The following is a 24,312-nucleotide window of genomic DNA, read 5'->3' as shown; positions in this document are numbered from 1 at the left end:
TGATCGGCGAAGCGTGCGCTAGATCACTACGAGGAGGTCGCGGGCGAAGGTCACGGGGGCAGTCTGCCAGCGGTCGGGTCCGAACCGCAAGGTGGTCTGTGGGAGCATCGCCGCCGATGGCCGAGACCCCCCTGCCCGCCCACGTCCGTCGCGCCCTTCCGGCGCTGGTCGGCGGTCGGCTCGCCGGGAACACCGGCATCCGCTTCGTGTACCCGTTCCTGCCCGCGATCGCCCGTGGCCTGGGCGTCAGCCAGGAGACGGCCGGCGTCGCCATGAGCATCCGGGAGATGTCCGGACTGGTCGCCCCGTTCGCCGGCGGGGTCATCGATCGAGGGCGACGGCGCCTTGGGATGCTCGCCGGCCTGGCGCTCAGCGCGCTCTTCCTCGCCGTGGCGGGCGGGGCGCCGGGGATCGTGACCTTCACCGTGGCGGTGACGGCGTTCGGGGCGGCGAAGATCGTCTACGACACGGCGATGTCGACCTGGATCGGCCACCACGTGCCCTGGCAGCGACGGGGCACGGTCGTCGGGATCGGCGAGGTGTCGTGGTCGCTCGCGCTCCTCGTCGGGGTGCCGCTGCTCGGGCTGGCCATCGACGCGTGGGGCTGGCGCTCGGCGTTCTGGGCCGTGGCGGGGGTGCACCTGGTGGCCGCGATCGCGGTGCTGCAGGGCGTGGTGGCCGATGACGACGGGGGCGGCGCCCGGGCCCCGCGGCTGCGCCTCCTGCCCGGGGCCGTCGGCATCTACGCGGCGATGAGCCTGCTGTCGTTCGCCATCGCTCTGGTCTTCGTCGCCTACGGGTTCTGGCTCGAGGACGACATCGGGTGGGACGTGGCGACGATCGGGCTGGCCTCGATCCTCCTCGGCGTGGGCGAGCTGGCGGGCACGGGAGGGGCGATCTGGTTCGCCGATCGGATCGGCAAGCGCCGCACCGTGCTCATCGGATGCGTCGGGCTCGTCCCGACGATGGCGCTGCTCGGCCCGAGCGGGGCCCGCGGGCTGACGGCGATCCTCGTGCTCGGCGCGGTGGTGACGGCCTTCGAGCTGGCGTTCGTCGCCGGGTTGCCGCTGATCACCGAGATCGATCCGGACGCTCGGGGGGCCGGGGTCGGGACGGCGCTGGCGCTCATCACCGTCGCCCGGTCGATCGGCACGTTCGGCGGGTCGTTCCTCTACGCCCGCCTCGGCATGGGCTGGACGGGGGTGGCAGCTGCGGTCGGCGTCGCCCTCGCCGGCACGATCATGCTCCTCGCCGTCCGAGAACCTCGCGCCCGGTAGGCGGCGAATCGACGCCGAATCGCCGCCAAGCGGGCGCCGGGCGGTCAGAGGGGGTTGGTGGGTGGAGCCAGTCGACGACGTGGTCGTGGCCGAGGACGCGGGCTCACTCGATCGCCGGCGCGCCGAATCGGGGATCCCCGAGCTCCTGGGTCACGGCCGCTCCTAGGGCTCGGTCACCGCGCCCTTCTCGGCGCCCTGGACCAGCTTCGCGAACTTGGCGAGCACGCCGCTGGTGTAGCGGGGCTCGGGCAGCTTCCAGTCGGCGCGCCGCGCCGCGAGGGTCTCCTCGTCGACGAGCAGGTCGATGCGGTGGTTGTGCACGTCGACGACGATGCGGTCACCCTCCTCGACGAAGGCGATCGGCCCGCCGTCCACGGCCTCCGGCGCGACGTGGCCGATGCAGAAGCCGTGCGTGCCGCCGGAGAAGCGGCCGTCGGTCAAGAGCGCCGCATCGGCGCCGCGCCCGACCCCCTTCATGGCACCGGTGATGGCCAGCATCTCCCGCATGCCCGGCCCACCCTTCGGCCCCTCGTAGCGGATGACCACGATGTCGCCGGCCTCGATCCGCCCGGCGAGCACCGCCTCCATCGCCGCATCCTCGCCGTCGAACACCCGCGCCCGACCCTCGAAGTGATCGACGTCGATGCCCGCGACCTTGATGACCGCCCCCTCAGGGGCGAGCGAGCCCCGGAGCACCGCGATGCCGCCGATGTCGTGGATCGGGTCGTCCCAGCGGTGCACGACCTCGCCATCGGGCGCCGGTGGGTCGATCATCGCCAGGTTCTCGGCGACCGTCTTGCCGGTGACCGTGATCTCGTCGCCGTGCAGCACCCCCGCCTCGAGCAGCATCTGCATGACGACCGGGACACCGCCGATCCGGTCGATGTCCCACATGTGGTACTTGCCGTGGGGCTTGGTGTCGGCCAGGTGGGGCACGCGAGCCGCCACCTTGTTGAAGTCCTCGAGCTGCAGCTCGACCCGGGCCTCGTGGGCGATGGCGAGCAGGTGCAGCACGGCGTTGGTGGAGCCACCGAGCGCCATGACGACGGCGATCGCGTTCTCGAGCGAGCCCTTGGTGATGATGTCGCGCGGCCGGATGCCGAGCTTCAGCAGGTTGAGCACGGCCGTGCCGCTGGCGTAGGCGTAGTCGTCGCGACGGCGGTCGACGGCGGCCGCCGACGCCGACCCCGGCAGCGACATGCCGAGCGCCTCGCCCACCGACGCCATCGTGTTGGCGGTGAACATGCCCGCGCACGCGCCCTCGGAGGGGCACGCGTTGCGCTCGATGGCGTCGAGCTCGGCCTGGTCCATCGTGCCGGCGGCGTAGGCGCCCACGGCCTCGAAGACGCTCGTGATGTCGAGCGCCTTCCCGTTGTGCTGGCCGGGCAGGATCGACCCCGCGTAGACGAACACCGACGGCAGGTTCACCCGGGCCGAGGCCATCAACATCCCGGGCAGCGACTTGTCGCACCCCGCGAAGGTCACCATGGCGTCGAGCCGCTCGGCGTGCATCACGGTCTCCACCGAGTCGGCGATCACCTCTCGGGAGACGAGCGACGCCCGCATCCCCTCGTGGCCCATCGAGATGCCGTCGCTCACCGCGATCGTCGTGAACTCGAGCGGGAAGCCCCCGGCGCCACGCACGCCCTCCTTCGCCCGCTTCGCCAGCCGGTCGAGCGGGAGGTTGCAGGGGGTGACCTCGTTCCACGACGACGCCACCGCCACCTGGGGCTTCGACCAGTCGTCGTCGGTCATGCCGACGGCCCGGAGCATGGCCCGAGCGGGGGCACGTTCGTACCCGTCGGTGACCTCGTGGGAGCGCGGCTTCATCGGGTCGGTCATGGGCCAACACTAAGAGCGCGGCGCGACCACCTACCATTCCGATCCAGTGTCGCTCACCCCTCCCCCACCTCCGCCGCTGGCGACGGCCGGACGGTCCGTCGCGATCCGTGGCCACGGCATCACGAAGACGTGGGGCACGACCCACGCCCTCGACGGCGCGACGTTCTCGATCGGGCGCGGCGTCACCGGGCTCCTCGGTTCGAACGGCGCCGGCAAGACGACGCTGCTCGGCATGGTCCTCGGCCTCCACCGGGCCGACGCCGGCACCCTCGAGGTCCTCGGCCTCGACCCCGCCTCGGCCGGACCGGAGATCCGGGCCCGGATCGGCTACTCGCCCGAGCACCACATGCTCCCTCCCGACATGCGGGCCCACGACCTCGTGCGCCACATCGCCGAGATCCACGGGCTGCCGAAGCGCGCCGCCACGACCCGAGCGAGCGACGCCCTCTGGCAGGTCGGCCTCGGCGAGGAGCGCTTCCGGGCCATCGGCACGATGTCGACCGGCCAGCGCCAGCGGGTGAAGCTCGCCCAGGCGCTCGCCCACGACCCGTCGTTGCTCCTCCTCGACGAGCCCACCGACGGCCTCGACCCGGTCCAGCGCGACGACATGCTGGCCCTCATCCGGCGCATCGGCACCGAGTTCGGCATCGACGTCGTGCTCTCCTCGCACCTCCTCGAGGAGGTCGAGCGGATCTGCGACGGCGTCGTCATCCTCGGCGGCGGTCGGGTCGTGGCCTCCGGACGGTTGGAGGAGCTGCGGGGCGACAGCACCGGGGTCGTGGCGGTGGTCGAGTCGGACGTCGAGGCCGTCGCCGCGCAGCTGCGCGACGTCGGTTGGGACGTCGAGGTCGAGGGCACCCAGATCGCCGTCGAGGTTCGCGGCGACGTCGACCTCACCCTCGACGCCGTGCGCGACGCGATCGCCAACGTCGGCGCCCCCCTCCGGTCGCTCGCCCCTCGCCGGGTGAGCCTCGAGCAGATCTTCCTCCGGGAGGCCGGATGAGCGACCAGGCCCGGATCCTCGACCAGGGCTACCGCACCTACGCCGAGGAGCGCGGCGGCGTCGGCCACGCGGTCCGCACCCTCACCCTCTTCAGCCTGGGGCGCGTCCTCGGCCTCCGCCGCGGGTTCTGGCCGAAGGTGCTGCCGATCGCCATCATCGTCATCTCCTGCCTGCCGGCGGTGGTGTTCGTCGGGATGGCGGCCCTGCTCCCCGAGGGGCTCGGCGACGACGTCGTCGACTACGGCGAGTACTACGGCTTCATCTCCTCCGCGATCTGGCTCTTCGCGGCCTTCGTCGCCCCCGAGCTCCTCTGCACCGACCGCCGCACCCGGATGATCGGCCTCTACTTCGCGTCGCCGCTCGATCGCATGACCTACCTGGCGTCGAAGGCCCTCGCCGTTGTCGCCTCCCTCGCCGTGGTCACGATCGGGCCGCCGCTGCTCATGCTCCTCGCCTTCACCATCGAGGGCTCGGGCCCCGACGGCGTGGGCGACGTCCTCGCCATCCTGTGGCGCATCCTGGTGTCGGGCACCGTCGTCGCCGGCGTCTACACGTCCCTCTCGCTCGCGATCGCCTCGCTGACCGACCGCAACGGCTTCGCCTCGGCCGCCGTGATCCTGGCCCTGTTCCTCAGCGGGGCCGTCGCCAGCGCCCTCGTCGACGGGGCGGGTGCCTCGGAGACGTTCCGGGTGGTCGACCTGCTCAACATCCCGCTCGAGCTGGTGCTCCGCATCTACGACACGGCGCCGCCGAACTTCCCGGAGATCGCCACCGGCACCCTGGTCGCCGCCAACGTGGCGTGGACCGCGCTGTTCCTCGGCATCGTCGTGTGGCGCTACCGGCGCCTGGAGGTCACCCGATGAGCGAACCGATGATCGCCGTCGAGGACGTGACGAAGTTCTTCGGCGACCTCGTCGCCGTCTCCGAGGTCAGCTTCCACGTCGGGCCCGGCGTGACGGCGCTGCTCGGCCCGAACGGCGCCGGCAAGTCCACGGTCCTGCGGATGCTGTGCGGGCTCACCGCCCCGTCCCGCGGCACCGTCCGGGTGCTCGGCCGCGACCCCCGCCGGGACCACACGCTGTCGCGCCACATCGGCCTCGTCCCCCAGCAGGACGGCCTGTTCGAGGGTCGCACCGCGCTCGAGTTCGTGCGCCTCGCCGCCGAGCTGCACGGCCTCGACGATCCCGACGGCGCCGCCCGCCGCGCCCTCGGCACCGTCGAGCTCGACTCCGACGACCATCGCCACGTCGCCACGTACTCGAAGGGCATGCGCCAACGGGTGAAGATCGCCCAGGCGATCGTCCACGACCCGCACGTCATCGTCCTCGACGAGCCCCTCACCGGCCTCGATCCCCGCCAGCGCCTCCACATGGTGGCCCTCTTCCACCAGCTCGGCGACGCCGGCCGCTGCGTCGTCGTGTCGAGCCACGTCCTCGAGGAGGTCGAGCGCTTCGGGTCGCGGGTGCTCGTCGTCGCCCACGGTCGCCTGGCCGCCGAGGGCGACTTCCGTGAGATCCGGGCCCTCATGGACGACCGCCCCCACCGGCTGCGGCTGCGCACCGACCGACCCCGCGAGCTCGCCGGCGCGCTGCTCGCGGCGGGCACCGCCATGGCCGTGCGGGTCGAGGGCGACGACCTCGTGCTCGTCGACACGACCGACATCGCTGCGTTCCGCCGGGCCGTGGCGCCGACCGCACGGGAGCTCGGTGCGCACCTCCGGGAGCTGCACGGGCTCGACGACGACCTCGAGAGCGTCTTCCGCTACCTGGTGAGCCGACGGTGATGCACGGACTGGGACCGATCTACCGCGTGGTGCTGAGCGCCATCGCCACCAAGGCACGCCTGGCGCTGCTCGTCGCGCTCGGCGCGATCGCCGTCCTGCTCGGGCTGGCGATCGGCTCCTCCGAACCACTCGACCGGGTGCAGTCCGCCGCCGACATGGTCAACGGCTACGGGCTGTCGGTGCTCGTCCCCGTCGTCTCGCTCGTGTTCGCCTCCGCGGCGCTCGGCGACATGACCGAGGACAACACCCTCGTCTACCTGTGGCTGCGGCCGGTGCCACGCGAGACGATCGCCACCGCGGCCACCCTCGCCGCGGCGACGGTCTCGCTCCCGGTCGTGACCCTCCCGCTCGGCCTCGCCGCGGCCCTCGCGAGCGGCGGCGACGGCGGGGCGGTCGTCGGCACCGTCGTGGCCGCGGCCGTCTGCTGCCTCGCGTACTCGGGTCTGTTCACCGCCCTCGGCCTGCGGGTGAAGCGGGCCCTCGCCTGGGGCATCACCTACATGCTCATCTGGGAGGGCTTCGTCGCCCGGGCCGGCACCGGGTCGGCCCGCCTGTCGGTCCAGGCCTACGGCCGGTCGATCCTCGCCGAGGCCGCCGACGTCGAGCTGCGCCTGGCCTCGATCGACCCGATCGCGGCGGTGGTGGTGCCGGTGCTGGTGGCGATGGTCGGCATCGCCCTCACTACGCGGTTCCTCCACCGCCGCGACGTGGCCTGATCAGTCGCCGCAGTTGGCGTCGATCCAGGCGTCGACGTTCTCGGACGCCTGCTGGTACTCGGGCGACTCGAGCAGCTCGAGGCGCTGGGCCAGCTCCGGGTCCTGCTGGGCGGCCATCCCGAGGGCCATGAAGTCGTAGTCGTACTCGGCCATCAGGCCGATGAGCTCGAGGAAGCCCTCGGAGACCAGGGCGAAGTCGGCGCGGATCTCCTCCGGTGCGATCTGGTTGGCCCGGGTGAGGAACGCGGACATGGCGTCGAACGAGGCCTGCATCTGCTCGGGCGTCGCAGGCTCCTCGGCGGTGTCGTCGAAGATCGCGTCGTCGATGTCGTCGCCGAACGACTCGAGCTCGCAGAAGTCGTCGACGTCGGCGAGGGCCTCGAGGTCGAGCGTGCCGCCGGTGGTCCCGCCGGCCTCCTCGGTGGTCTCGGTGGTCTCCTCGGAGGTGGTCGTCGTCTCCTCCTCGGCCTCCGAGGTGGTCGTCGTCTCCTCCTCGGCCTCCTCGGCGGAGGTCGTGGTGGTGGCGTCATCGCCGTCGTCGTCGCCGCCGCACGCCGCGGCGAGCAGCACGGCGGCGAGCACGGCCGCGAGGAGTCGAAGGGCTCGGGTGGTCATGTCGGGGGTCCTCTCGTGGTGGGGGGTGCAGCCGCCTCAGGCGTCGGCCTGGGACAGGAAGTCGCGGAGCTGGTCCTCGTGCTCGGCGATGAACTCGGCCTCGTGCTCGGCGAGCAGGGCCTGGTAGTCGGGGTTGTCGGAGAGGAAGCGGCCGTCGCAGTCGGCGACGGCGGTGGCCACCGCGATCTCCTCCTGCTGGATGGCAGCCAGCTCGGCCCGGGTCGCCTCGTCGAGGGTGCCGTCGGCGATGACGGGGTCGAGCGGCGCGAGGCGCTCCTCGATGGCGTTCAGGGTCGTCTCGTGGTCGACGTACTCGACGCCGGTCTCCCGCACGCAGGCCCGCACGTCCTCGAGGATCTGCTGGTAGCGGGGGTCGTCACGGACGGCGTCGTACATCGCGGCGAGCTCGTCCGCGAAGCGCTCGTTGAACGCGGCGGCGAGGTTCTCGGACTGGCTGTCCTGCCAGGCGCGGGCGTCGCAGTCGGTGCGCGCGGCGCTCCAGGCCTCCTGCTCGTCCTCGGGCAGGCCCTGCACGTACACCTGGTTGGGATGCGGCTCGGCGTCGTCGGGCTGGTCGTCGTAGCCGACGAGGTCGGGGCCGAGGACCGAGCTCGGGTAGCGCAGCGTGGAGGCGCCGAAGCCGTAGGTCGCGACCCACTCGTCGGACTCCCACGGGATGTCGGCGTCCCACGGCGACTCGGACAGCTCGGCGGGGTCGACCGGCACGTACTCGAAGCCGGCCTCGTCCATGCACGCCACCAGGGCCTCCTGCCGCTCGACCTCGCGGTCGAGGTACCACTGCTGAGCCGCCCCGGGATCGAGTCCCGGGCTCGGTCCCACGAGGTCGGCCAGGTTGTCCGGGAGGGGCTCCTCCGCCCCGTCGGCCTCGACCTCGGTGGTGCTGGTCGTCGTGTCGTCCGCGGGGTCGGCCGCGGGATCGTCGCCGCCGTCGTCACCGCACGCTGCGGCGATGACGCACAGCGTGAGGATCAGGGTGACCAGTCGATGTGGCATGGACCGCCTCCTCGCTCGGAGGACCATTCTTACCGGCCGAGCGGTCAGCGACCGGCGCGGGCCCGCAGGAGGGCGGTGAACGCCTTGCCGTCGGCCTGCCCCCGCGTGGCCTTCATGGCGTAGCCCACGAAGGCCCCCGCGACCTTGTCGTCGCCGGCCTGGTACTTCTCCCAGGCGGCCGGATCGGCGGCGATCGCCTCGTCGACGAGGGCCTCGAGAGCGCCGGTGTCCATGGCCTCGAACCCCCGGGCGGCGGCGATCTCGTCCGGTGCGGCACCGGTCTCGACCATCTCCGCCAGCACCTGCTTGGCCTGGGTGGCGGTGAGCTCGCCGCCGGTCTCCATCTGGACGAGGCGGGCGAACGCGGCGGGTGCGAGGGTGGTGGCCTCGGCGCCGAGGTTGTGCTCGACGTGGGTGAGGACCCGCTCGGGCGGCCCTCCGGCGTCGATGGCCGCGAGCGCCAACACGTCGAGCCCGCGCTCGACGGCGATGGCCGCGGTGGCCGGCGTGGTGCCCGACGCCTCGGCCAGGCGGTGGCGACGCTCGGCGGGGAGCGCCGGCAGCGCGTCGTCGATCGCCGCGACCTCGTCGGCGGTGGGGTCGAGCGGCACGAGGTCGGGTTCGGCGAAGTACCGGTAGTCCTCCGCTTCCTCCTTGCTGCGCAACGTGTGGGTGCGCCCGTCGGCCTCGTCCCAGTGACGGGTCTGCTGGACGACGCGGTCACCGGCCTCGAGGAGCGCGATCTGACGGCGGGCCTCGTAGTCGATCGCCCGCCCGAGCGACCGCAGCGAGTTGAGGTTCTTGATCTCGCAGCGCGTCCCGAACGGCTCGCCGGGTCGGCGGACCGACACGTTGGCGTCGACCCGCATCGACCCCTCCTCCATCTTGGCGTCGGAGACGTCGACGGCGAGGATGATCGCCCGCAGCTCCGCCACGTACTGGCGGGCCTGCTCGGACGTGCGGAGGTCGGGGCGACCGACGATCTCGACGAGCGGGACCCCGGCCCGGTTGTAGTCGACGAGCGAGTAGCCGGCCTCGTGGATGCGTCCGCCGCCGCCGACGTGGGTCGACTTGCCGGTGTCCTCCTCGATGTGGGCCCGCTCGATGCCGACGCGCGTGCCGTCGGGCAGCTCCAGCCACCCGTCGACGTTGGTGGGCTGGTCGTACTGGCTGACCTGGTAGTCCTTCGGCATGTCCGGGTAGAAGTAGTTCTTCCGGGCGAAGACCGACGGCCGCACCTCGCAGTGCAGCGCCCGGCCGAGACGCATGGCGTAGGTGACCGCGGCGGCGTTGAGCACCGGCAGCGACCCGGGGAGCCCGAGGCACACCGGGCAGACGTTGGTGTTCGGCTCCGAGCCGAAGTGGTTGGGGCAGCCGCAGAACAGCTTGGTGGCGGTCGAGAGCTCGCAGTGGACCTCGAGGCCGACGACCATCTCCCAGTCGCCGGGGAGCCCGGACTCGGTGGCGCTCATCGGCTCGCCTCCAGCGCCGCGGCGACCCGCAGCATCGTGCCCTCCTGGAGGGCAGGTGCCATCACCTGCACGCCGACCGGGAGCCCGTCGTCGCCGGTGCCGAACGGCACCGACACCGCCGGATCGCCGGCCAGGTTGGACGGGATCGTGCAGACGTCGTTGAGGTACATGGTGAGGGGGTCGGCGGTCTTGTCGCCGAAGGCGAACGCCGTCGTCGGCGACGTGGGCGAGAGCAGCACGTCGACGTCCTCGTAGGCGGCGGCGAAGTCGCGGATGATGAGCGTGCGCACCCGTTGGGCCTTGCCGTAGTAGGCGTCGTAGTAGCCGGCGGAGAGCGCGTAGGTGCCGAGCATGATGCGGCGCTTGACCTCGTCGCCGAAGCCCTCGGTGCGCGTGGCCTCGTTCATGTCCGGGGTGTTGCCGGCGTCGACCCGCAGGCCGTACCGGACGCCGTCGTAGCGAGCGAGGTTGCTCGACGCCTCGGCCGGCGCGATGAGGTAGTACGCCGACAGCCCGTAGACCGCGGCCGGCACGGACGACTCGGTGACGTGGGCACCAGCCGCCGCCAGCGCGTCCGCCGCCTCGCGGACCCGTCGGGCGACGTCGGGGGCGATGCCCTCACCGGTGAGCTCCCGCACGACGCCGACCCGCAGGCCCTCGACGCCGCGGCCGAGCTGACCGCGCAGGTCGCCCACCGGCTGGGGGATGGACGTGGAGTCGAGGGGGTCGTGGCCGCCGATGACCTCGAGCAGCAGCGCCGCGTCCTCGACGGTGGTGGCGAACGGCCCGATCTGGTCGAGCGACGAGGCGAAGGCCACGAGGCCGTAGCGCGAGACCGTGCCGTAGGTGGGCTTGACGCCGACGACGCCGCAGAGCGCCGCGGGCTGGCGGATGGAGCCGCCGGTGTCGGAGCCGAGCGACAGCGGGGCGAAGCCGGCCGCCACCGCCGCGGCGCTGCCCCCGCTCGACCCACCGGGCACCCGCGAGGGGTCGTGGGGGTTGCGCGTCGGGCCGAACGCGGAGTTCTCCGTCGAGCTGCCCATGGCGAACTCGTCGAGGTTCGTCTTGCCGACGACGACCGCACCCGCCGCGGCGAGCCGCTCGACCACCGTGGCGTCGTACGGCGGCCGCCACCCGTCGAGGATGCGGGACGAGCAGGTCGTCGGCACGCCACGGGTGCAGAGGTTGTCCTTCAGCGCGACGGGGACGCCGGCGAGGGGACCGAGGTCGTGCCCCGCAGCGCGAGCGGCGTCGACGGCGTCGGCCGTGGCCCGCGCCTCGTCGGCGGTGACCAGGTTGAAGGCGTGCAGCTCGGGCTCGCGGGCGTCGATGGCGGCGAGGTGCTCGTCGAGGACCTCCCGGGCCGTGCGCTCCCCCGCCCGGACGGCTGCGGCGATCTCGACCGCGGTGGTCACGGCGCCTCCCCGAGGACGGGCGGCACCCGGAACTGGCCGGCTTCGGCCGCCGGTGCCTCGGCGAGGACCTCGTCGCGGTCGAGCGTGGGCCGGACCTCGTCGGGCCGCAGCACGTTCGTGAGCTCGTAGGGGTGCGCGGTGGGTGGGACGTCGGCGACGTCGAGCCCCTCGACGTCGCGGGCGTGGTCGAGCACCGCGGCGAGCTGCTCGGTGAAGTGGTCGAGCTCGTCGTCGGTGAGGCGGAGCCGCGCCAGGTCGGCGACGTGCGCGACGTCGTCGCGCGAGATCGGATCGGGCATGCGACGCAGCCTAGAGGGCACCTCCGCGCCCCCGGGACGGCGTCGCCGGTCAGTCGTCGTCGCCGTGGGGGCGGTGCACGGTGACGTCCTGGGTGGTCGAGGCCACGGCGATGCCGGCGTCGCCGAGGCGGGCCATGACGCGCCGAGTGAGGTCGTCCTTCACCGAGCGCGCCGACCGCACCGGCACGACGAAGCGCGCCGACAGCTCCAGGTAGTCGTCGGTGGCGCGGAGGAACACGCGGGGCTCGACCTCGGCGCGGGGCACCGGGTAGCGGCGCGCCATGGTGCGGATGGCGTCCTGGGCCCCGCGGGACGCCGAGACCCGACGGACCTCCTCCTCGAGGATGCGCTCGGCCTGCTCCCAGTCGTCGCCGTGCGCGACCGGGACCGTCAGCTCCTCCCAGATGAACTCGAACGCCGCCGAGTAGTTGTAGACCGGCTCGGTGAACGTGGCCTTGTTGGAGATGGCCACGATCCGGCCCGTGTACTGGCGACCCTTCACCGGCGTGCTGCTCTGGTCGGCGGAGCCGATCTCCATCACCTTGGTGCGCAACGGCGTGATGTCGATGACGTCGCCCCGGACGCCTCCCATCTCGATGCGATCGCCGACGCGGAAGATGCGCCCCGACAGCACGTTGAACCAGCCCGCCACGGCACCGATGACCTCCTGCATGGCGAACGCCAGGCCCGCGGTGGCCAGACCGAGCACGACGCCGACCCGACCGGCGAAGGCGCGCCACACCACCGCCAGCACCAGCAGGACGACCAGGGCGACGACGTAGCGCGTCACCTTCCGGGCGTAGTAGCGGCTGTAGACGTCGTCGGCCCGTCGGGCGAGGGCGCGACCGGCCACCGCGGCCACGAGCGCACCGACGGCCACGACGACGGCGCTCGTCGCCAGGCGGCCACCCGGGGACCGGTTGTCGACGATCAGGTCCCAGACGTCCTGGAGCTCCATCGTCGGGCCCTACCCGATCAGGTGCCGGTGACCCTCCGGGCGAAGGCGACCGCCTGCTCCTCCACCAGCTCCTTGTCGTGGTCGAGCGTCGCGACGTGGTAGCTGCGCTCGAGGGTCACCCGTTCGACCTCGCCACCGACGTGGGCCGCGAGGTGGTCGCTGTTCGCGGGGTCGACGACGTGGTCCTCCGGACTGGTCATCAGCAGCAGGGGGCTGCGGATCGACCCGACCTCGGCGGCGACGTCCTCGGCGTTGCGCATGAGGCTGACGAGGCCGCGCAGCGGGACCTGCTCGTAGGCGAGCTCGCGAGCGTCGGGGTCAGCGATGTCGCCGCCGATGGCGTCCATCGTCTCCTGGCCGGACTCGAGGAGCGCCTCCAGCCCGGCGACGACCTCGGCGGACGACCCTGGGGGCGGGCAGGCGGGGTTGACGGCGACGAGGCCGGCGATCTCGGGGTGGCGCTCGGCGAGCCACAACGTCAACGTGCCGCCCATCGACAGGCCGGCGACGACGACGGACTCGCACCGACCCGCGAGGTCCTCGTACGCCGCCTCGGCCGCCGCCGACCAGTCGGACCAGTCGGTGCGGAGCATGTGGGCGATCGACGTGCCGTGGCCGGGGAGGAGGGGCATCTCGACGGTGAACCCCGCCGCCGCGAACGCCTCGGCGAGGCCGCGCATCGACTGCGGGTTGCCGGTGAAGCCGTGGAGGACGAGCGCCCCGGCCGGTCCGCCGGCCACCGACAGCGGCTCGGCGCCGGGGATGATCTCAGCGGCAGGGGCGTCGTCGGTGTGCGGGTCGGACGAGGGCGTCGGGTCCTCGGGGGTGGTGCCGTCGGTGGTCGTCGCGTCGGTCATCGTGGGCCTCCCACGTCGTGGCTAGCGGGCGGTGATCTCGTCGACCCGCCGGGCGATCTCCTCGGCCAGCGGGTCGGCGCCCTGCGCCTGCAGGGCGAGGAGCTTGGTCATGTCGCCGTCGACCGCGATGCGCCCCCCGAGGAAGGCCTCCATCGCGGCCTGCTGGTCCCCCTGGACGAAGACGCGGCGGGCCGTCTCGTAGTCGACGGTCACGGTGAGGTCGACGGGGTCGAGCACGCCCATCTCGATGATGAGCTCGCCGTCGGAGGTGTCGATGAACGCGCGGAGCGGCTCGGCGCTGAACGGGGCGTCGGTGACGACCAGGTTCGCCCTGATCGGCAGCGCCGGCGGGCTGACGCGCCCCCTGTACTCGTCGCGGATCTGCGTGGCCGCCGCGACCCACTCCGGGCTCAGGAACTCGTAGCTGGCCATCGTCCTCCTGTCGGACACGGGTGGGTCCGGCCGCACGCTACAAGACCCCCGCCGTGGTGGACCTAGCGGGCCGCGGCCGGGACCCGGACCGGTTCGTGGACCTTCTCGTCCTTGGTGGACCGGACGAAGAACGCGGTGCCGATCGCCAGGGCCGCCACCCCACCGCCGACGAGGTAGGCGATCGAGTAGGAGCCCGCCAGGCCGTCGGCATCGAGCCGCGCCGCCTGCACGGTCTGCAGGATCTGGGTGCCGGTGACCGCGGCGACCTGGGTCATCATCTGCTGGGCGGCGCCGGCGATGCCGAGGTCGCGCTCGTCGACGCTGTTGGCGATGCTCGCGGCCATCGACGGCGAGACGGCGCCCATGCCGATGCCCGAGAGGCCGAGCGCGGCCATGATGAACAGCTCGGTGCTGCCGGGTGCGACCATCGAGAGGCCGATCATCGACGTGACGACGCAGGAGACGCCGAACACGGCCGAGTTGCGCTCCCCCACGCGGATGGCGATGGCGCCGGCGACCGGCCCGGCGATCGCGAACAGCAGCGGGCGGGCGATCGAGACCAGGCTCGTCCGGGTCTCGCCGAAGTCGAGCACGTCCTGGAGGAGCAGCGGCGTGAGGATGAACCCGCCCATGTAGGCGAAGTTGGCGAACATCTGGGTGAGGATCGGCAGGGTGAAGTTGCGCCGGCCGAGGTACTCGAGCGGGATGAGCGGGTGGCTGATGCGCCGCTGCCGGCGGACGAACAGCGCGAGGCCGAGCGGCATCAGGGCGAAGCCCCCGATGACGATCGGGTGGGTCCAGCCGACGATCGGCCCCCGGTTGAGCGCGAGGAGGGCGAGCGTCGTGCTGCCGCCGAGGAGGGCGGACCCGAGGAAGTCGAACGGCGCCTTCTCGGCGCGCGGGCTCTCCGGGAGGATGGCGTAGGCGACGAGGAGGCCGGCGAGGAGGAACGGCACCTGGCCGATGAAGATCCAGCGCCACCCGAACGCCTCGACCACGGGACCGCCGGCGACGGCGCCGATCACCGGGCCGCCGGCCATCACGAGCGACCAGTAGCCCATCGCCTTGACGCGGGTCTCCCGGGTGAAGAGCCGGTTGATGATCGCCATCGACGCGGGACCGCACGCCGCGCCGAGCGTCGCGCCGATCACCCGGAAGGCGATCAGCGAGGACGGGCTCCACGCCAGCGCGGTCAGCCCGGCGAAGACCGTGGCGCCGACGAGGCCGCCGAGGAAGAACCGGCGGTGCCCGTAGAGGTCGGCGAGCTTGCCTGCGGCCGGACCGAAGATGGCGAACGCGAGCATCGGGCCGGTGACGACCCACGCCAGCGTCGCGGAGCTGGAGTCGAACTCCTCGGCCATGGACGTGACCGAGATGGCGAGGATGGTGATGGTGAAGCCGACGCCGAAGAGGCCGAACAGCGCGGTGGCGAGCACGATCCACGGGTAGCGGTCGCTGTCGGCGACCCGACCGCGCAGGCGGTCGCGCAACAGGAGCGGCCACGGGACGACACCGATGGGCTCGACACCGGGTCCGTCGAGCGCCAGATCGGTGGCCTCGCCGTGCTCGGCGGTGGTCCTGCTCGCTCCCCCGGTGCGTCCGGTCTGGGGTTCCGACGCACCTTCTTCCACGATGGCGCAGCCTACTGACGGCCTGTCAGGGACGGGCCGGGGACCGTTGAGACATGCGTCACAGTCCCCTGATCGAGGGCCGAAATGCGCGGCGAGGCCTGTTCTCGCGCCACCCGCGACCGATCACCGGGGCATGTCCGACCGCCGGCCCCGCACGCGCTTCCGCAGCCGCAGCCGACGACGCGTGGCGGAGGAGGCGCCGGCGACGCCCGACTGGACCGATGTCGTCGCCGAGGCCCCCCTCCACCCGATCACCGTCGGCGACGCCGGTGGCGGCACGACCTACATCGGCCGCGCCCCGGTCTTCGACCGACGGCTCGACGTCTGCGGGTACCACCTCATCGTCGACCGCCTCGACGACGACGGGCACGCCGCGGGCGACGCCTCCCGACAGCTGCTCACCCGGGCGCTGCTCGAGGTCGGCCTCGACTCGCTGATCGGGGGCCGCACGGGGTTCGTCGAGGTCACCGTCGACCTGCTCGCCGAGGGCCTGCACCACGCCCTGCCCGCGCACCGCATGATGATCGAGGTGGCCGGCCGCATCGACGCCGCCGGCGAGGAGGTCCTGCGGGCCGTGCGCGACGAGGGCTACCCCCTCATCGTCGGCTCCCTCGCGGCGTGCGAGCGACCGGACCGCGTCCTACCGATCGCCGGCGGGCTCCGGGCCGACGTCCGCGTCGGCGAGCTCGAGGCCGCGTCCGAGGCCCTCGCCCGCCACAACCCCCGGGGCAAGCTCCTCGTCACCGGCCTGGCGCACTCGGCAGAGGTCGAGCCGTGCCGGGCGGCAGGCGCGACGTGGCTCCGGGGCGACGTGCTCCGCCCCGTCGAGCGGATCGACGAGCCGACCGTGCCGGCGAACCGCGTCGCCGTGCTGCAGCTCCTCGCCGAGCTCGAGCGGCCCGACGTCGAGGTCGACGACATCGACGCCCTGATCTCGATCGACCTCGGCATGTCGTACAAGGTCCTGCGGATGGCGAACTCCAGCTACCTGGCGCTCGAGCGGCGGGTCGAGCGGACGAGGGACGCCGTCGTCTACCTCGGGATCGACACGGTCCGGGCCGTGGCCGCGCTGCTCGCGCTGTCCGAGGCGACCGACCACCCGCCCGAGATCGTGCACCAGTCGTTGCTGCGGGCGCGCCACTGCGAGGAGATCCTCCTCCTCACCCACCCCTCGGCGGCCCACGCGGGGTTCACGACCGGGCTGTTCTCGGCCCTCGACCTGCTGCTCGGCCTGTCCGTCGAGCAGGTCCTCCACCGCATCCCGGTGTCGGACGAGATCGCCGAGGCGCTGCGCTCCCGGCAGGGTGTGATCGGCAGGACGCTCGACGTGGTCATCGCGTACGAGCGCCACGACCTCGACCGCCTCGCCCGGGGCCGGATCGAGCCGGCGACCGTGGTCAGCGGCTACCGCAACGCCCTGGCGTGGGTGAGCCGGATCACGAGGGGCCTGGAGCCCGCCCCGGTCTGACCGGGGCGGTCCGGATGTCCGTCGATCGAGGGACCTAGGCGTTGACGGCGGTGTCGGCCAGGCCGTCGATGCCGAGCTCGCGGATGGCGTCCATCGAGCGGGTGCCCGGATCGAGGCGGGTGCGCCAGTCGGCGTGCGACGCGATCTCGGCGGCGAAGCGGGCCTGGCGGATCGCCACCCGACCGACCGGCTTGGCGTCGTCCTTCGGCCGGTACTGGGCCTCGATGCCGTCCTTGATCATCTCGACGGCGTCGGCCCGCAGCTGCGAGACGCGAGAGGGGGTGACCCCGAGGAAGTCGGCGAGCTCGTCGAAGGAGCGCTGCTCGAAGTAGTGGCCGACGACGACGATGCGATGACGCTCGGGAAGGTGCTCGAGGGCGGAGCGCAGGTAGCCCCGCAGCTCCTCCTGCTCGAGGTGCTCGTCGGCACCGGAGGCCGAGCGGTCGAAGAGGCGGTCGAGGGGGTTGGCGCCCTCGTCCTGGCCGGCGCGGGGCTCGAGCGACTGCACGACGCCCCGGTGGACGCGCCCCCGCATCTCGGCCAGCTCGGCGGCCTCGATGCCGAGCTCGTCGGCGAGCTCCTCGTCGGTCGGGGTGCGCCCGGTGCGGGCGGCGAAGGCCTGGGTCGCGGCATCGGCCTGGCGGGCGAGCTGCCGGGTCGAGCGCGGCGCCCAGTCGGCGGCGCGGACGGCGTCGAGGACGGCGCCGCGGATGCGACGGGCGGCGTAGCGACCGAACGGGACGCCCCGGTCGCCGTCGTAGCGCATGGCGGCCTCGACGAGCCCGAGGCTGCCGGCGGCGATGAGCTCGCTGCGGTCGACGTGTCGCGGGAAGTTCGCGGACACCCGCAGGACGAGGTGCTCGACGAGCGGCAGGTGGCTGTCGACCAGTTCTCGCTGCTGCGCCGTCATCTCCATGTGGACCACCTACCTGCGACCGATTCCGACTGGGTACAGCCGTTGCATCGGGATGGTTCGGTCCTGAACTGGAGGGGTTTTCGCCGACGGCGGCCGAAATGATCCGGCCGTCCCATGCCGTTCGGCCCACCTCGTTGCCAAACTGTCAATAGGCCCGTGACGCCCGTCGCACGAGGGTGGTGGGCGCCCCGGCGTCGACCGGTCGGACGTCCTCGGACGGGTGGCTCAGGCCCCGGCGGAGGGCTTCGGCAGGCGGCCGAGGTCGACGTCGCCCACCACCGCTGCGGAGCGGTTCTCCCGCTGGATCTCGGCGTGGATCTCCTCGCGGTGCACCGTGACGTGCCGGGGGGCGCGGATGCCGAGGCGCACCTGGTCGCCCTTGATCTCGAGCACGGTGACGACGATCTCGCCGCCGATGACGATCGACTCGTTCGTGCGGCGGCTGAGGACGAGCATCAGATGGCGGCCAGCGGGGCGCGGGTGGGGAGGTCCCCGTCGAGCACCACCTGGCGGCCGGTGCGGGAGACGGCGTTGACGACGAGCGGGCCGAGCAGGTTCGCGGTGACCGCGTCGTCGGAGATCGTCAGCAGGCACAGCACCATGGCGTCGCCCGGGTCCTGCAGGTCGAGCGCGTCCTGGTCCGAGTCGGACAGGACCGGCTCGTACTCGGGGAAGAACGGCCAGGGCACCGTGGCGAGGAACGCGAGCTGCGGGTCGTCGAGGGACTGCAGCCAGAAGTACGTGGCATCGTCGCCGGCGTCGACCAGCGCGAAGCGGGTGACGTCGGGGAACCCGAGGAGGCCGTCGGGGAAGCTGAGCACCTTGGTGTCGTCGATCTCGACGGCTCCCAGCTGTTCGGACTCGATGAGCACGACCGGAGCCTACCGACTCGCCGCGGCCGCTTCGGGGTCCCCGTCCGCACCCGCACGGCGGTCGCCGTCCTCGACGGGGACGGGGGCGGCGAGTGACAGCGCGCCGGCGACGAGCCCGACGACCACCCAGCAGCCGGCGATGGCGGCCACGTAGAGCCCGAGGGCACTGGCGACGTCGCGGCGACCGCCGAGGGCGGCGAGGAGGACCGGGGAGGCCACCACCGTCCCCGCCAACAGGGCGATCGCCGAGTGGGCGTCCTCGAGCAGCGCCTCCACGGCGCCGCTCACGTGCACGTCGTCATGCCGTCGCATCGTGCCTCCGTTCCATCATCAGTGCGGCCCACATCTCGCTCGTCGCCGGGCGGCCGTCGATGCCGACCACGGGCAGGTCGAGGGCGAGGAACGCCTCGGGCTCGGCCGCGGCCTCCAGCTCGACCAGCTCGATCCCGTCGACACCGCCGAGCACGGCGGCCTTCGGGGCCAGCTCGTCGGTGACCTGCCAGGCCCGTGCCACGAGCCGGACCTGATCGGCGTCGAGGGCCTCGAGGACCGACGCCGCCCAGGCGTGGCCCTCCCGGCCGGGCGTGAGGTCGACGGCGACGACGACGGGGTGCTCGCCGCGCCGCCAGCGTGCGGCGCGCGCCGCGGCCACGTCGGGTCCGTCGATGCGCAGCCACGGCGACACGGCGTCGCGGGCCTCGGGGGTGGCGATCATGACGTCGGCCTCGCCCGCGCCGAGGCGCACGGCGAGGGCCGCAGCAGCCGCACGGGCGACGCGGAGGTCGCCGACGACGGCGATGACGGCTCCTGCCGCCGTGGGGAGCGTGGTGCGGGGGACCAGGGCGTCGAGCCGGGCGAGCATCTCGCCGAGCGGCAGGTCGCGGAGCGCGACCTCGGCGGCCTGCGCGACCGGCGCGACGGGCGCGGGCATCGCGGACGCCACGGGGGCTGTGGGCAGCGCCGGGGCGGGCGGCGCGGTGAGGGACGACGTGCCGGGCGACAACCTCTCCCCCACGCCGGCGCGGGCGAGCACCTCGGCGAAGGTCTCCTCGCGCACGGGCTCGGGGGCTGGCGACCGGCGTGGCGCTACCTCGTCCTGCACGGCGTCGGCCAGGGCGAGGAGCGGGTCCTCGATCGCCAGCTCGTCATCGGTGGCGGCGGGTTCCTCGGCCGGCGCCGCGACGACGACCTCGTACCACTCCTTGCTGAAGAAGCCGCCGACGCCGCCGCGACGGGTCTTGTTGGCCTCGACGATCACGGCGCGGGGGCCGAGCTCGCGCCCGACCCGCTCCAGCACCTCCTCGAGGTGGGGGCCGTCAAACTTCAAGTGCGTGCTCAAGGGACACCGTTCCGAGGGTCTCGATGGTCAGGTGGTCGGACAGCTCCTCGTAGGAGAGGAGCGGCAGCTGCGGGAGGACCCGGCTGAGGTAGCGGCGCAGGGCGGGCCGGAGGGCGGGGGCGCAGACGAGCACCGGCGCACGGCCGGTCTGCTCGGCGGCCACCAGCCGCTCGGCGCACGCCCGCCCGAGGCGCTCGGCCTGGTCGGGGTCGATGGCGAGGAAGCGGCCGTCCTCGCCCTGCTGGACCGAGGCGAGGAGGGCCTGCTCGAGCATCGGGTCGAGGGTGAGGACGGCGAGGACGCCGTCGGGGGCGTGGGCGACGGCGATCGCCGAGCCGATCGCGGTGCGCGCGGCCTCGACGAGCTGCTCGGTGTCGCGGGTGTGGCGGGCCCGCTGGCTGATGCCGTCGAGGATGCGCACGAGGTCGCGGATGCTCACCTGCTCGGCGAGCAGGCCCTGGAGCACGAGCTGGATCTCCCCCACGCCGACCTGGGCGTTGGTGAGGTCCTCGACGACCGCGGGATCGGTGCGGCGGACCACGTCGAGCAGGCCCTTGACCTCCTGGCGGCTGAGCAGCTCGGGGGCGTGGCGGCGGCAGATCTCGGCCAGGTGGGTGGTGATGACCGAGGCCCGGTCGACGACGGTGCCGCCGACCGCCTCGGCGTGGGCCCGGTGGCTCGTCGGCACCCACTTCGCGGGCAGGCCGAAGACCGCCTCGCGCGTCTCGACGCCCGGCAGCGCGGCGAGGTCGTCGGCGAGCACGAGCACCTGCCCGGGAGGGGCGGTGCCACGGCCGACCTCGACGCCGTGGACCCGCACGACGTAGCTGCCGAGGGGCAGGTCGAGGTTGTCGCGGGTGCGGACCGGGGGGACGATCATGCCGAGCTCGAGGGCGAGCTTGCGGCGCAGGCCCCGCACGCGGTCGAGGAGGTCACCGCCGGCCGACACGTCGACCAGGTCGACGAGGTCGACGGCGAGCTCGAGGCTGACCGGCTCGACCCGCATCGAGCGCATCAGCTCGTTCGGGTCGTCCGGGTCGGGCGGAGGCGGGATGCGGTCGTCGTGCGCCGCGGCCTCGACGGCGGCGGCGCGGGCGGCGAGCCGCCGGCTGACGACGAGCGTCGCCCCGCCGACCACGACGAACGGGACGGTCGGGAGCCCGGGGACGAAGCCGACCAGGACGAGGGCGATCCCTCCGGTGCGCAGCGCGTGGTGCTGCGCGGCGAACTGGGCGAAGACGTCGGAGCCGAGGTCGGACTCGCCGGCGGAGCGGGTGACGATGAGGCCGGCGGAGATCGACACGAGCAGGGCCGGGATCTGCGAGACGAGTCCGTCGCCGACGGTGAGCAGGCTGTAGCGCGACACCGCCTCGCCGACGGGCACGCCGAGCTGGACGACGCCGATGACCAGGCCGCCGACGAGGTTGATGATCGTGATGATCACCGAGGCGATGGCGTCGCCCTTCACGAACTTGGAGGCGCCGTCCATCGCACCGTAGAAGTCGGCCTCGGAGCTGATCTCCTCGCGGCGGCGACGGGCCTCCTCGTCGTCGATCACGCCGGCGTTCAGGTCGGCGTCGATCGCCATCTGCTTGCCGGGCATGGCGTCGAGGGTGAAGCGAGCGCCGACCTCGGCCACGCGGGTCGCGCCGTTCGTGATCACCACGAACTGGATGACCACGAGGATGAGGAAGACGACGAGCCCGACGACGAGCGAGCCCGAGATCACGAAGTTGCCGAAGGCCTCGATGACCTCGCCGGCATCGCCCTTGCTGAGGATGAGGCGGGTCGAGCTGATGTTCAGCCCGAGGCGGAAGAGCGTGGCGACGAGCAGCAGCGACGGGAAGACGGCGAGGTCGAGCGGCTTGCGCACGTTCATCGACGCCAGGAGGAGGAGGACGCCGGCGGCGATGTTCAGCGTGAGGAGGAGGTCGAGGAGCTGCGTCGGCAACGGGATGACCATCATGGCCACCACGAAGATCACCGCTGCCGGGAAGATCGCTTGTCCGAGACGTCGGTCGCTCACAGAGCCGTCATGCCTGTCGCCGGGCGTCCCTGCCGGTCGAGCGCCGCCCGTCGTGGGCAGCTGGGTGCACCGACCGAGTCCGTCCGGTCAGCGTGATCTCCACGACGATCGGCGGTCGCGTCGCCCAGATGAGGGTTCGCCCGCAGATCGGCGTCAGGCCGCGGCCGGGCGCCGACGGCGGCGCGAGGCGCGACGCCGGGCGCGACCGGCGCTCGAGTCGAGGTCCGAGAGCTCGGGGTCCCACGAGACCGGCACCTCGTAGATGTGGTCGCCGCTCAGCGTCGTGCGTCGGGCGACCCGCTGGACGAACGCGAGGACCATGGCGACGCCCTCGAACAGCTCCCGGGGGATCTCCCGGTCGACGTCGCAGCTGGCGTACAGCGCACGGGCGAGCGGGCGGGACTCGACGATCGGGACCTCGGCGTCGCGGGCCGCGGCCCTGATGCGCATGGCGATGCCGTCCGCGCCCCGGGCGACGACGCGGGGCGCTCCGGTGCCCGGCTCGTAGCGCAGCGCCACCGCGACGTGCGTCGGGTTCGTGACGACCACGTTGGCGTCGGCCACCGAGGCGATCATCCGGTTGCGGGACGCCGCGAGGCGGATCGAGCGCTGGCGGGCCTTCACGTGCGGGTCGCCGTCGCTGTTCTTCATCTCCTGCTTGATCTCCTGCTTGGACATGCGCATGTCCTTCTCGGTCTTCCACCGCTGGAAGCCGTAGTCGGCGAGGGCGATGCACACGCCGACGACCGCCGCGATCCGCACCGCGGTCAGGGTGGCCGAACCGACGAGCGACAGGCCCGCCGACAGGTCGAACTGGGTGCCGCCGACCATGTCGCGCGAGACCCCGACGAGCATCGGGATCGAGACCAGGCCGATCGCGACCATCTTCACGATGCCGGTCAACGCCTGCCACGCGGTGCGCACGGAGAACAGCTGCTTGAAGCCCTTGATCGGGTCGAGCCGCTTCAGCTGCGGCTTCAGCGGCTTGCCGGTCATCACGAAGCCGACCTGGGCCAGCTGGGTGACGAGCCCGAGCAGGAAGGCGACGACGAGGAACAGCGTGACCGCACCGCCCACGCCGACGAGCGTCTGGCGGGCCACCTCCGACATGACGGCTTCCTCGGGACGGCTGATGACCCGCCGCCAGTCCTCGATCGACCCCTGGAGCGAGCCGCCGACCGAGCCCATCATCGCCGGCACGACGAAGGAGCCGACGAGCACGGCGATCCAGCCGTACATGTCCTGGGTCTTGGCGATCTGCCCTTCCTTGCGGGACTCCTTCCGCTTCCGGGGTGTCGCCTTCTCGGTCTTGTCACTGGTGTCCGCCACGTCTCACCCCCCGAGCCAGCCGGCCTGGGAGCCGAGGATCTGCTCGACGAGCCGCTCGACCGCCCCCGGGAGGATGGTCAGGGCGAAGCCGCCGAGGAGGAGCAGCAGGAGGATCTTCACGTTGAAGCCGATGACGAGGATGTTGATCTGCGGCGCGGCCCGGCTGAGGAGCCCGAGGACGACCTCGGCGAGGAACAGGGCCGCGAGCATCGGGAACGCGATCTGGAGGGCAGCGACGAAGAAGGTGCCGACGTCGCGGATGAGGAACGCCGCGAGCGAGTCGAGCCGCAGCCCGCCGAGCGGAGCCGCCTCGAAGCTGGCGAGGAGCCCCTGCACGAGCATCAGGTGGCCGTCGATCACGAACAGGATCGTGATGGCGAGGATCTGGTAGAGCCGCCCCATCGGCGTCGAGGCGGCGTTGGAGAACGGGTCGTAGAGCTGGGCGCTCGAGAACGCCGCGGACAGGTCGATGAGCTGCCCCGCGGCCTGCACGGCGGAGAAGAGCAGGAGCACGGCGAACCCGAGGGCCAGGCCCACGCCCACCTGGTAGACGAGCCCGGCGACGAACGCCGTGGTGTCGAGCGCGTCCGGGCCCCCCTCGAAGCCGGGGGCGAGGACGAGTGCCAGGCACACCGAGATGGCGATCTTCACCCGCACGGGGATCGCCGAGGACGAGAACGGCGGCGCGATCGCGATCCACGCCCCGGTGCGCACCAGGGCGTAGAGGAACCCCACGAGGAGGGTCGGGTCGATCGAGAGCGTCACCGGATCGCGCTCAGGCGAGCAGCGTGGGCACGAGGTCGAACAGCGCCTCGGTGAAGCCGATCGCCTCCCGCAGCATCCACGCCCCGCCGAGCAGCAGGACCGCACCGGCGCCGAGGAACTTCGGGACGAACGTGAGCGTCGGCTCCTGGAGCTGGGTCACGGACTGCACGAGCCCGATCGTCAGGCCGAGGCCGAGCGTCACCGCGAGGATCGGCCCGGCGAGCTTCACCGCCAGGAGCATGGCCTGCAGGCCGATCTCCACCACCATCGAATCGGTCACGAG

General features: G+C 72.7%; 25 protein-coding genes. 6 read left to right on the top strand and 19 right to left on the bottom strand.

Annotation, left to right across the window (positions count from 1 at the left end; genetic code table 11):
- The first annotated feature begins 116 nt into the window (after positions 1-116).
- Complete coding sequence (locus GH723_RS05900) at positions 117-1,277, top strand: MFS transporter (protein ID WP_153758785.1); 1,161 nt, start codon at positions 117-119, stop codon at positions 1,275-1,277.
- Positions 1,278-1,439: 162 nt separating this feature from the next.
- On the opposite strand, the gene ilvD is transcribed toward GH723_RS05900, so the two are convergent.
- The gene (gene ilvD / locus GH723_RS05895) at positions 1,440-3,119 is read right to left on the bottom strand and encodes a dihydroxy-acid dehydratase (RefSeq protein WP_153758784.1); all 1,680 of its coding nucleotides are present in this window, start codon (positions 3,117-3,119) and stop codon (positions 1,440-1,442) included.
- Between the two features lie 46 nt (positions 3,120-3,165).
- Here ilvD and GH723_RS05890 point away from each other — a divergent pair, with 46 nt between their 5' ends.
- From GH723_RS05890 to GH723_RS05875, 4 genes are read left to right on the top strand one after another with little or no spacing between them, the layout of a single operon-like run.
- A complete protein-coding gene (locus GH723_RS05890; RefSeq protein ID WP_229023105.1) occupies positions 3,166-4,122 on the top strand; it encodes an ABC transporter ATP-binding protein in 957 nt (318 codons plus the stop codon).
- The gene (locus GH723_RS05885; protein WP_153758783.1) at positions 4,119-4,985 is read left to right on the top strand and encodes an ABC-2 transporter permease; all 867 of its coding nucleotides are present in this window, start codon (positions 4,119-4,121) and stop codon (positions 4,983-4,985) included. Before GH723_RS05890 ends, GH723_RS05885 begins: the two co-directional genes overlap by 4 nt.
- Positions 4,982-5,905: an ABC transporter ATP-binding protein gene (locus GH723_RS05880; RefSeq protein ID WP_153758782.1), complete on the top strand. Its 924-nt coding sequence runs from the start codon at positions 4,982-4,984 to the stop codon at positions 5,903-5,905. Before GH723_RS05885 ends, GH723_RS05880 begins: the two co-directional genes overlap by 4 nt.
- Positions 5,905-6,621: an ABC transporter permease gene (locus GH723_RS05875; protein ID WP_153758781.1), complete on the top strand. Its 717-nt coding sequence runs from the start codon at positions 5,905-5,907 to the stop codon at positions 6,619-6,621. The genes GH723_RS05880 and GH723_RS05875 overlap by 1 nt, the downstream gene beginning before the upstream one ends.
- Here the strand turns inward: GH723_RS05875 and GH723_RS05870 are convergent, their stop codons facing one another.
- The 9 genes from GH723_RS05870 to GH723_RS05830 form a co-directional block, all read right to left on the bottom strand.
- A complete protein-coding gene (locus GH723_RS05870) occupies positions 6,622-7,236 on the bottom strand; it encodes a hypothetical protein (protein WP_153758780.1) in 615 nt (204 codons plus the stop codon).
- 36 nt (positions 7,237-7,272) lie between these two features.
- Positions 7,273-8,250 (bottom strand): hypothetical protein, encoded by a 978-nt coding sequence (locus tag GH723_RS05865; protein WP_153758779.1) that lies wholly within the window; start codon positions 8,248-8,250, stop codon positions 7,273-7,275.
- A 44-nt stretch (positions 8,251-8,294) separates the two neighbouring features.
- Entirely contained in the window at positions 8,295-9,722 is a 1,428-nt protein-coding gene (gene gatB, locus GH723_RS05860; protein ID WP_153758778.1) for an Asp-tRNA(Asn)/Glu-tRNA(Gln) amidotransferase subunit GatB, read from the bottom strand.
- Positions 9,719-11,137, bottom strand: a complete 1,419-nt coding sequence (gene gatA, locus GH723_RS05855) for an Asp-tRNA(Asn)/Glu-tRNA(Gln) amidotransferase subunit GatA (RefSeq protein ID WP_153758777.1) — start codon at positions 11,135-11,137, stop codon at positions 9,719-9,721. Before gatA ends, gatB begins: the two co-directional genes overlap by 4 nt.
- A complete protein-coding gene (gatC, locus tag GH723_RS05850; RefSeq protein WP_153758776.1) occupies positions 11,134-11,436 on the bottom strand; it encodes an Asp-tRNA(Asn)/Glu-tRNA(Gln) amidotransferase subunit GatC in 303 nt (100 codons plus the stop codon). The genes gatA and gatC overlap by 4 nt, the downstream gene beginning before the upstream one ends.
- 49 nt (positions 11,437-11,485) lie before the next feature.
- Complete coding sequence (locus GH723_RS05845; RefSeq protein ID WP_153758775.1) at positions 11,486-12,394, bottom strand: mechanosensitive ion channel family protein; 909 nt, start codon at positions 12,392-12,394, stop codon at positions 11,486-11,488.
- A 17-nt stretch (positions 12,395-12,411) separates the two neighbouring features.
- Entirely contained in the window at positions 12,412-13,251 is an 840-nt protein-coding gene (locus GH723_RS05840) for an alpha/beta hydrolase (RefSeq protein WP_153758774.1), read from the bottom strand.
- 21 nt (positions 13,252-13,272) lie between these two features.
- Positions 13,273-13,683 (bottom strand): hypothetical protein, encoded by a 411-nt coding sequence (locus GH723_RS05835; protein ID WP_153758773.1) that lies wholly within the window; start codon positions 13,681-13,683, stop codon positions 13,273-13,275.
- A 62-nt stretch (positions 13,684-13,745) separates the two neighbouring features.
- Positions 13,746-15,314, bottom strand: coding sequence for an MFS transporter (locus GH723_RS05830; RefSeq protein ID WP_195210563.1), 1,569 nt, complete (start codon positions 15,312-15,314; stop codon positions 13,746-13,748).
- A gap of 133 nt (positions 15,315-15,447) precedes the next feature.
- On the opposite strand from GH723_RS05830, the gene GH723_RS05825 reads away from it, so the two are divergent.
- Positions 15,448-16,782: an EAL and HDOD domain-containing protein gene (locus tag GH723_RS05825; protein ID WP_153758771.1), complete on the top strand. Its 1,335-nt coding sequence runs from the start codon at positions 15,448-15,450 to the stop codon at positions 16,780-16,782.
- Positions 16,783-16,816: 34 nt separating this feature from the next.
- Here GH723_RS05825 and GH723_RS05820 read toward each other — a convergent pair whose 3' ends face one another.
- The 9 genes from GH723_RS05820 to GH723_RS05780 all read right to left on the bottom strand — a co-directional run bounded on the left by GH723_RS05820 (position 16,817) and on the right by GH723_RS05780 (position 24,309).
- Positions 16,817-17,698, bottom strand: coding sequence for a sigma-70 family RNA polymerase sigma factor (locus tag GH723_RS05820; RefSeq protein ID WP_153758770.1), 882 nt, complete (start codon positions 17,696-17,698; stop codon positions 16,817-16,819).
- 225 nt (positions 17,699-17,923) lie between these two features.
- A complete protein-coding gene (gene csrA / locus GH723_RS05815; RefSeq protein WP_153758769.1) occupies positions 17,924-18,154 on the bottom strand; it encodes a carbon storage regulator CsrA in 231 nt (76 codons plus the stop codon).
- A complete protein-coding gene (gene fliW / locus GH723_RS05810; protein WP_153758768.1) occupies positions 18,154-18,570 on the bottom strand; it encodes a flagellar assembly protein FliW in 417 nt (138 codons plus the stop codon). The genes csrA and fliW overlap by 1 nt, the downstream gene beginning before the upstream one ends.
- A 9-nt stretch (positions 18,571-18,579) precedes the next feature.
- Positions 18,580-18,882, bottom strand: a complete 303-nt coding sequence (locus GH723_RS05805; RefSeq protein WP_153758767.1) for a hypothetical protein — start codon at positions 18,880-18,882, stop codon at positions 18,580-18,582.
- Positions 18,869-19,909, bottom strand: coding sequence for a hypothetical protein (locus tag GH723_RS05800; protein ID WP_153758766.1), 1,041 nt, complete (start codon positions 19,907-19,909; stop codon positions 18,869-18,871). Before GH723_RS05800 ends, GH723_RS05805 begins: the two co-directional genes overlap by 14 nt.
- Complete coding sequence (gene flhA / locus GH723_RS05795) at positions 19,887-21,935, bottom strand: flagellar biosynthesis protein FlhA (RefSeq protein WP_153758765.1); 2,049 nt, start codon at positions 21,933-21,935, stop codon at positions 19,887-19,889. Before flhA ends, GH723_RS05800 begins: the two co-directional genes overlap by 23 nt.
- Before the next feature lie 153 nt (positions 21,936-22,088).
- On the bottom strand, positions 22,089-23,264 hold the full coding sequence (locus GH723_RS05790; protein WP_153758764.1) for an EscU/YscU/HrcU family type III secretion system export apparatus switch protein: 1,176 nt from the start codon (positions 23,262-23,264) through the stop codon (positions 22,089-22,091).
- A gap of 3 nt (positions 23,265-23,267) precedes the next feature.
- A complete protein-coding gene (fliR, locus tag GH723_RS05785; protein ID WP_153758763.1) occupies positions 23,268-24,029 on the bottom strand; it encodes a flagellar biosynthetic protein FliR in 762 nt (253 codons plus the stop codon).
- A 10-nt stretch (positions 24,030-24,039) separates the two neighbouring features.
- Positions 24,040-24,309: a flagellar biosynthetic protein FliQ gene (locus tag GH723_RS05780; protein WP_153758762.1), complete on the bottom strand. Its 270-nt coding sequence runs from the start codon at positions 24,307-24,309 to the stop codon at positions 24,040-24,042.
- Positions 24,310-24,312 lie beyond the last annotated feature (3 nt).

This window comes from Actinomarinicola tropica, assembly GCF_009650215.1.
Classification (GTDB): Bacteria; Actinomycetota; Acidimicrobiia; order Acidimicrobiales; family SKKL01; genus Actinomarinicola; species Actinomarinicola tropica.
The sequence above is the reverse complement of the archived record's forward strand: the minus strand, read 5'-3'. Positions and strand labels throughout refer to the sequence as shown.

What these genes read in the sequence shown, in the direction of transcription:
- GH723_RS05900 (WP_153758785.1), top strand. Translation starts at nt 117, where the DNA reads ATGGCCGAGACCCCCCTGCCCGCCCACGTCCGTCGCGCCCTTCCGGCG.
- ilvD (WP_153758784.1), bottom strand. Translation starts at nt 3,119, where the DNA reads ATGACCGACCCGATGAAGCCGCGCTCCCACGAGGTCACCGACGGGTAC.
- GH723_RS05885 (WP_153758783.1), top strand. Translation starts at nt 4,119, where the DNA reads ATGAGCGACCAGGCCCGGATCCTCGACCAGGGCTACCGCACCTACGCC.
- GH723_RS05880 (WP_153758782.1), top strand. Translation starts at nt 4,982, where the DNA reads ATGAGCGAACCGATGATCGCCGTCGAGGACGTGACGAAGTTCTTCGGC.
- GH723_RS05875 (WP_153758781.1), top strand. Translation starts at nt 5,905, where the DNA reads ATGCACGGACTGGGACCGATCTACCGCGTGGTGCTGAGCGCCATCGCC.
- GH723_RS05870 (WP_153758780.1), bottom strand. Translation starts at nt 7,236, where the DNA reads ATGACCACCCGAGCCCTTCGACTCCTCGCGGCCGTGCTCGCCGCCGTG.
- GH723_RS05865 (WP_153758779.1), bottom strand. Translation starts at nt 8,250, where the DNA reads ATGCCACATCGACTGGTCACCCTGATCCTCACGCTGTGCGTCATCGCC.
- gatB (WP_153758778.1), bottom strand. Translation starts at nt 9,722, where the DNA reads ATGAGCGCCACCGAGTCCGGGCTCCCCGGCGACTGGGAGATGGTCGTC.
- gatC (WP_153758776.1), bottom strand. Translation starts at nt 11,436, where the DNA reads ATGCCCGATCCGATCTCGCGCGACGACGTCGCGCACGTCGCCGACCTG.
- GH723_RS05845 (WP_153758775.1), bottom strand. Translation starts at nt 12,394, where the DNA reads ATGGAGCTCCAGGACGTCTGGGACCTGATCGTCGACAACCGGTCCCCG.
- GH723_RS05840 (WP_153758774.1), bottom strand. Translation starts at nt 13,251, where the DNA reads ATGACCGACGCGACGACCACCGACGGCACCACCCCCGAGGACCCGACG.
- GH723_RS05835 (WP_153758773.1), bottom strand. Translation starts at nt 13,683, where the DNA reads ATGGCCAGCTACGAGTTCCTGAGCCCGGAGTGGGTCGCGGCGGCCACG.
- GH723_RS05825 (WP_153758771.1), top strand. Translation starts at nt 15,448, where the DNA reads ATGTCCGACCGCCGGCCCCGCACGCGCTTCCGCAGCCGCAGCCGACGA.
- GH723_RS05820 (WP_153758770.1), bottom strand. Translation starts at nt 17,698, where the DNA reads ATGGAGATGACGGCGCAGCAGCGAGAACTGGTCGACAGCCACCTGCCG.
- csrA (WP_153758769.1), bottom strand. Translation starts at nt 18,154, where the DNA reads ATGCTCGTCCTCAGCCGCCGCACGAACGAGTCGATCGTCATCGGCGGC.
- GH723_RS05805 (WP_153758767.1), bottom strand. Translation starts at nt 18,882, where the DNA reads ATGCGACGGCATGACGACGTGCACGTGAGCGGCGCCGTGGAGGCGCTG.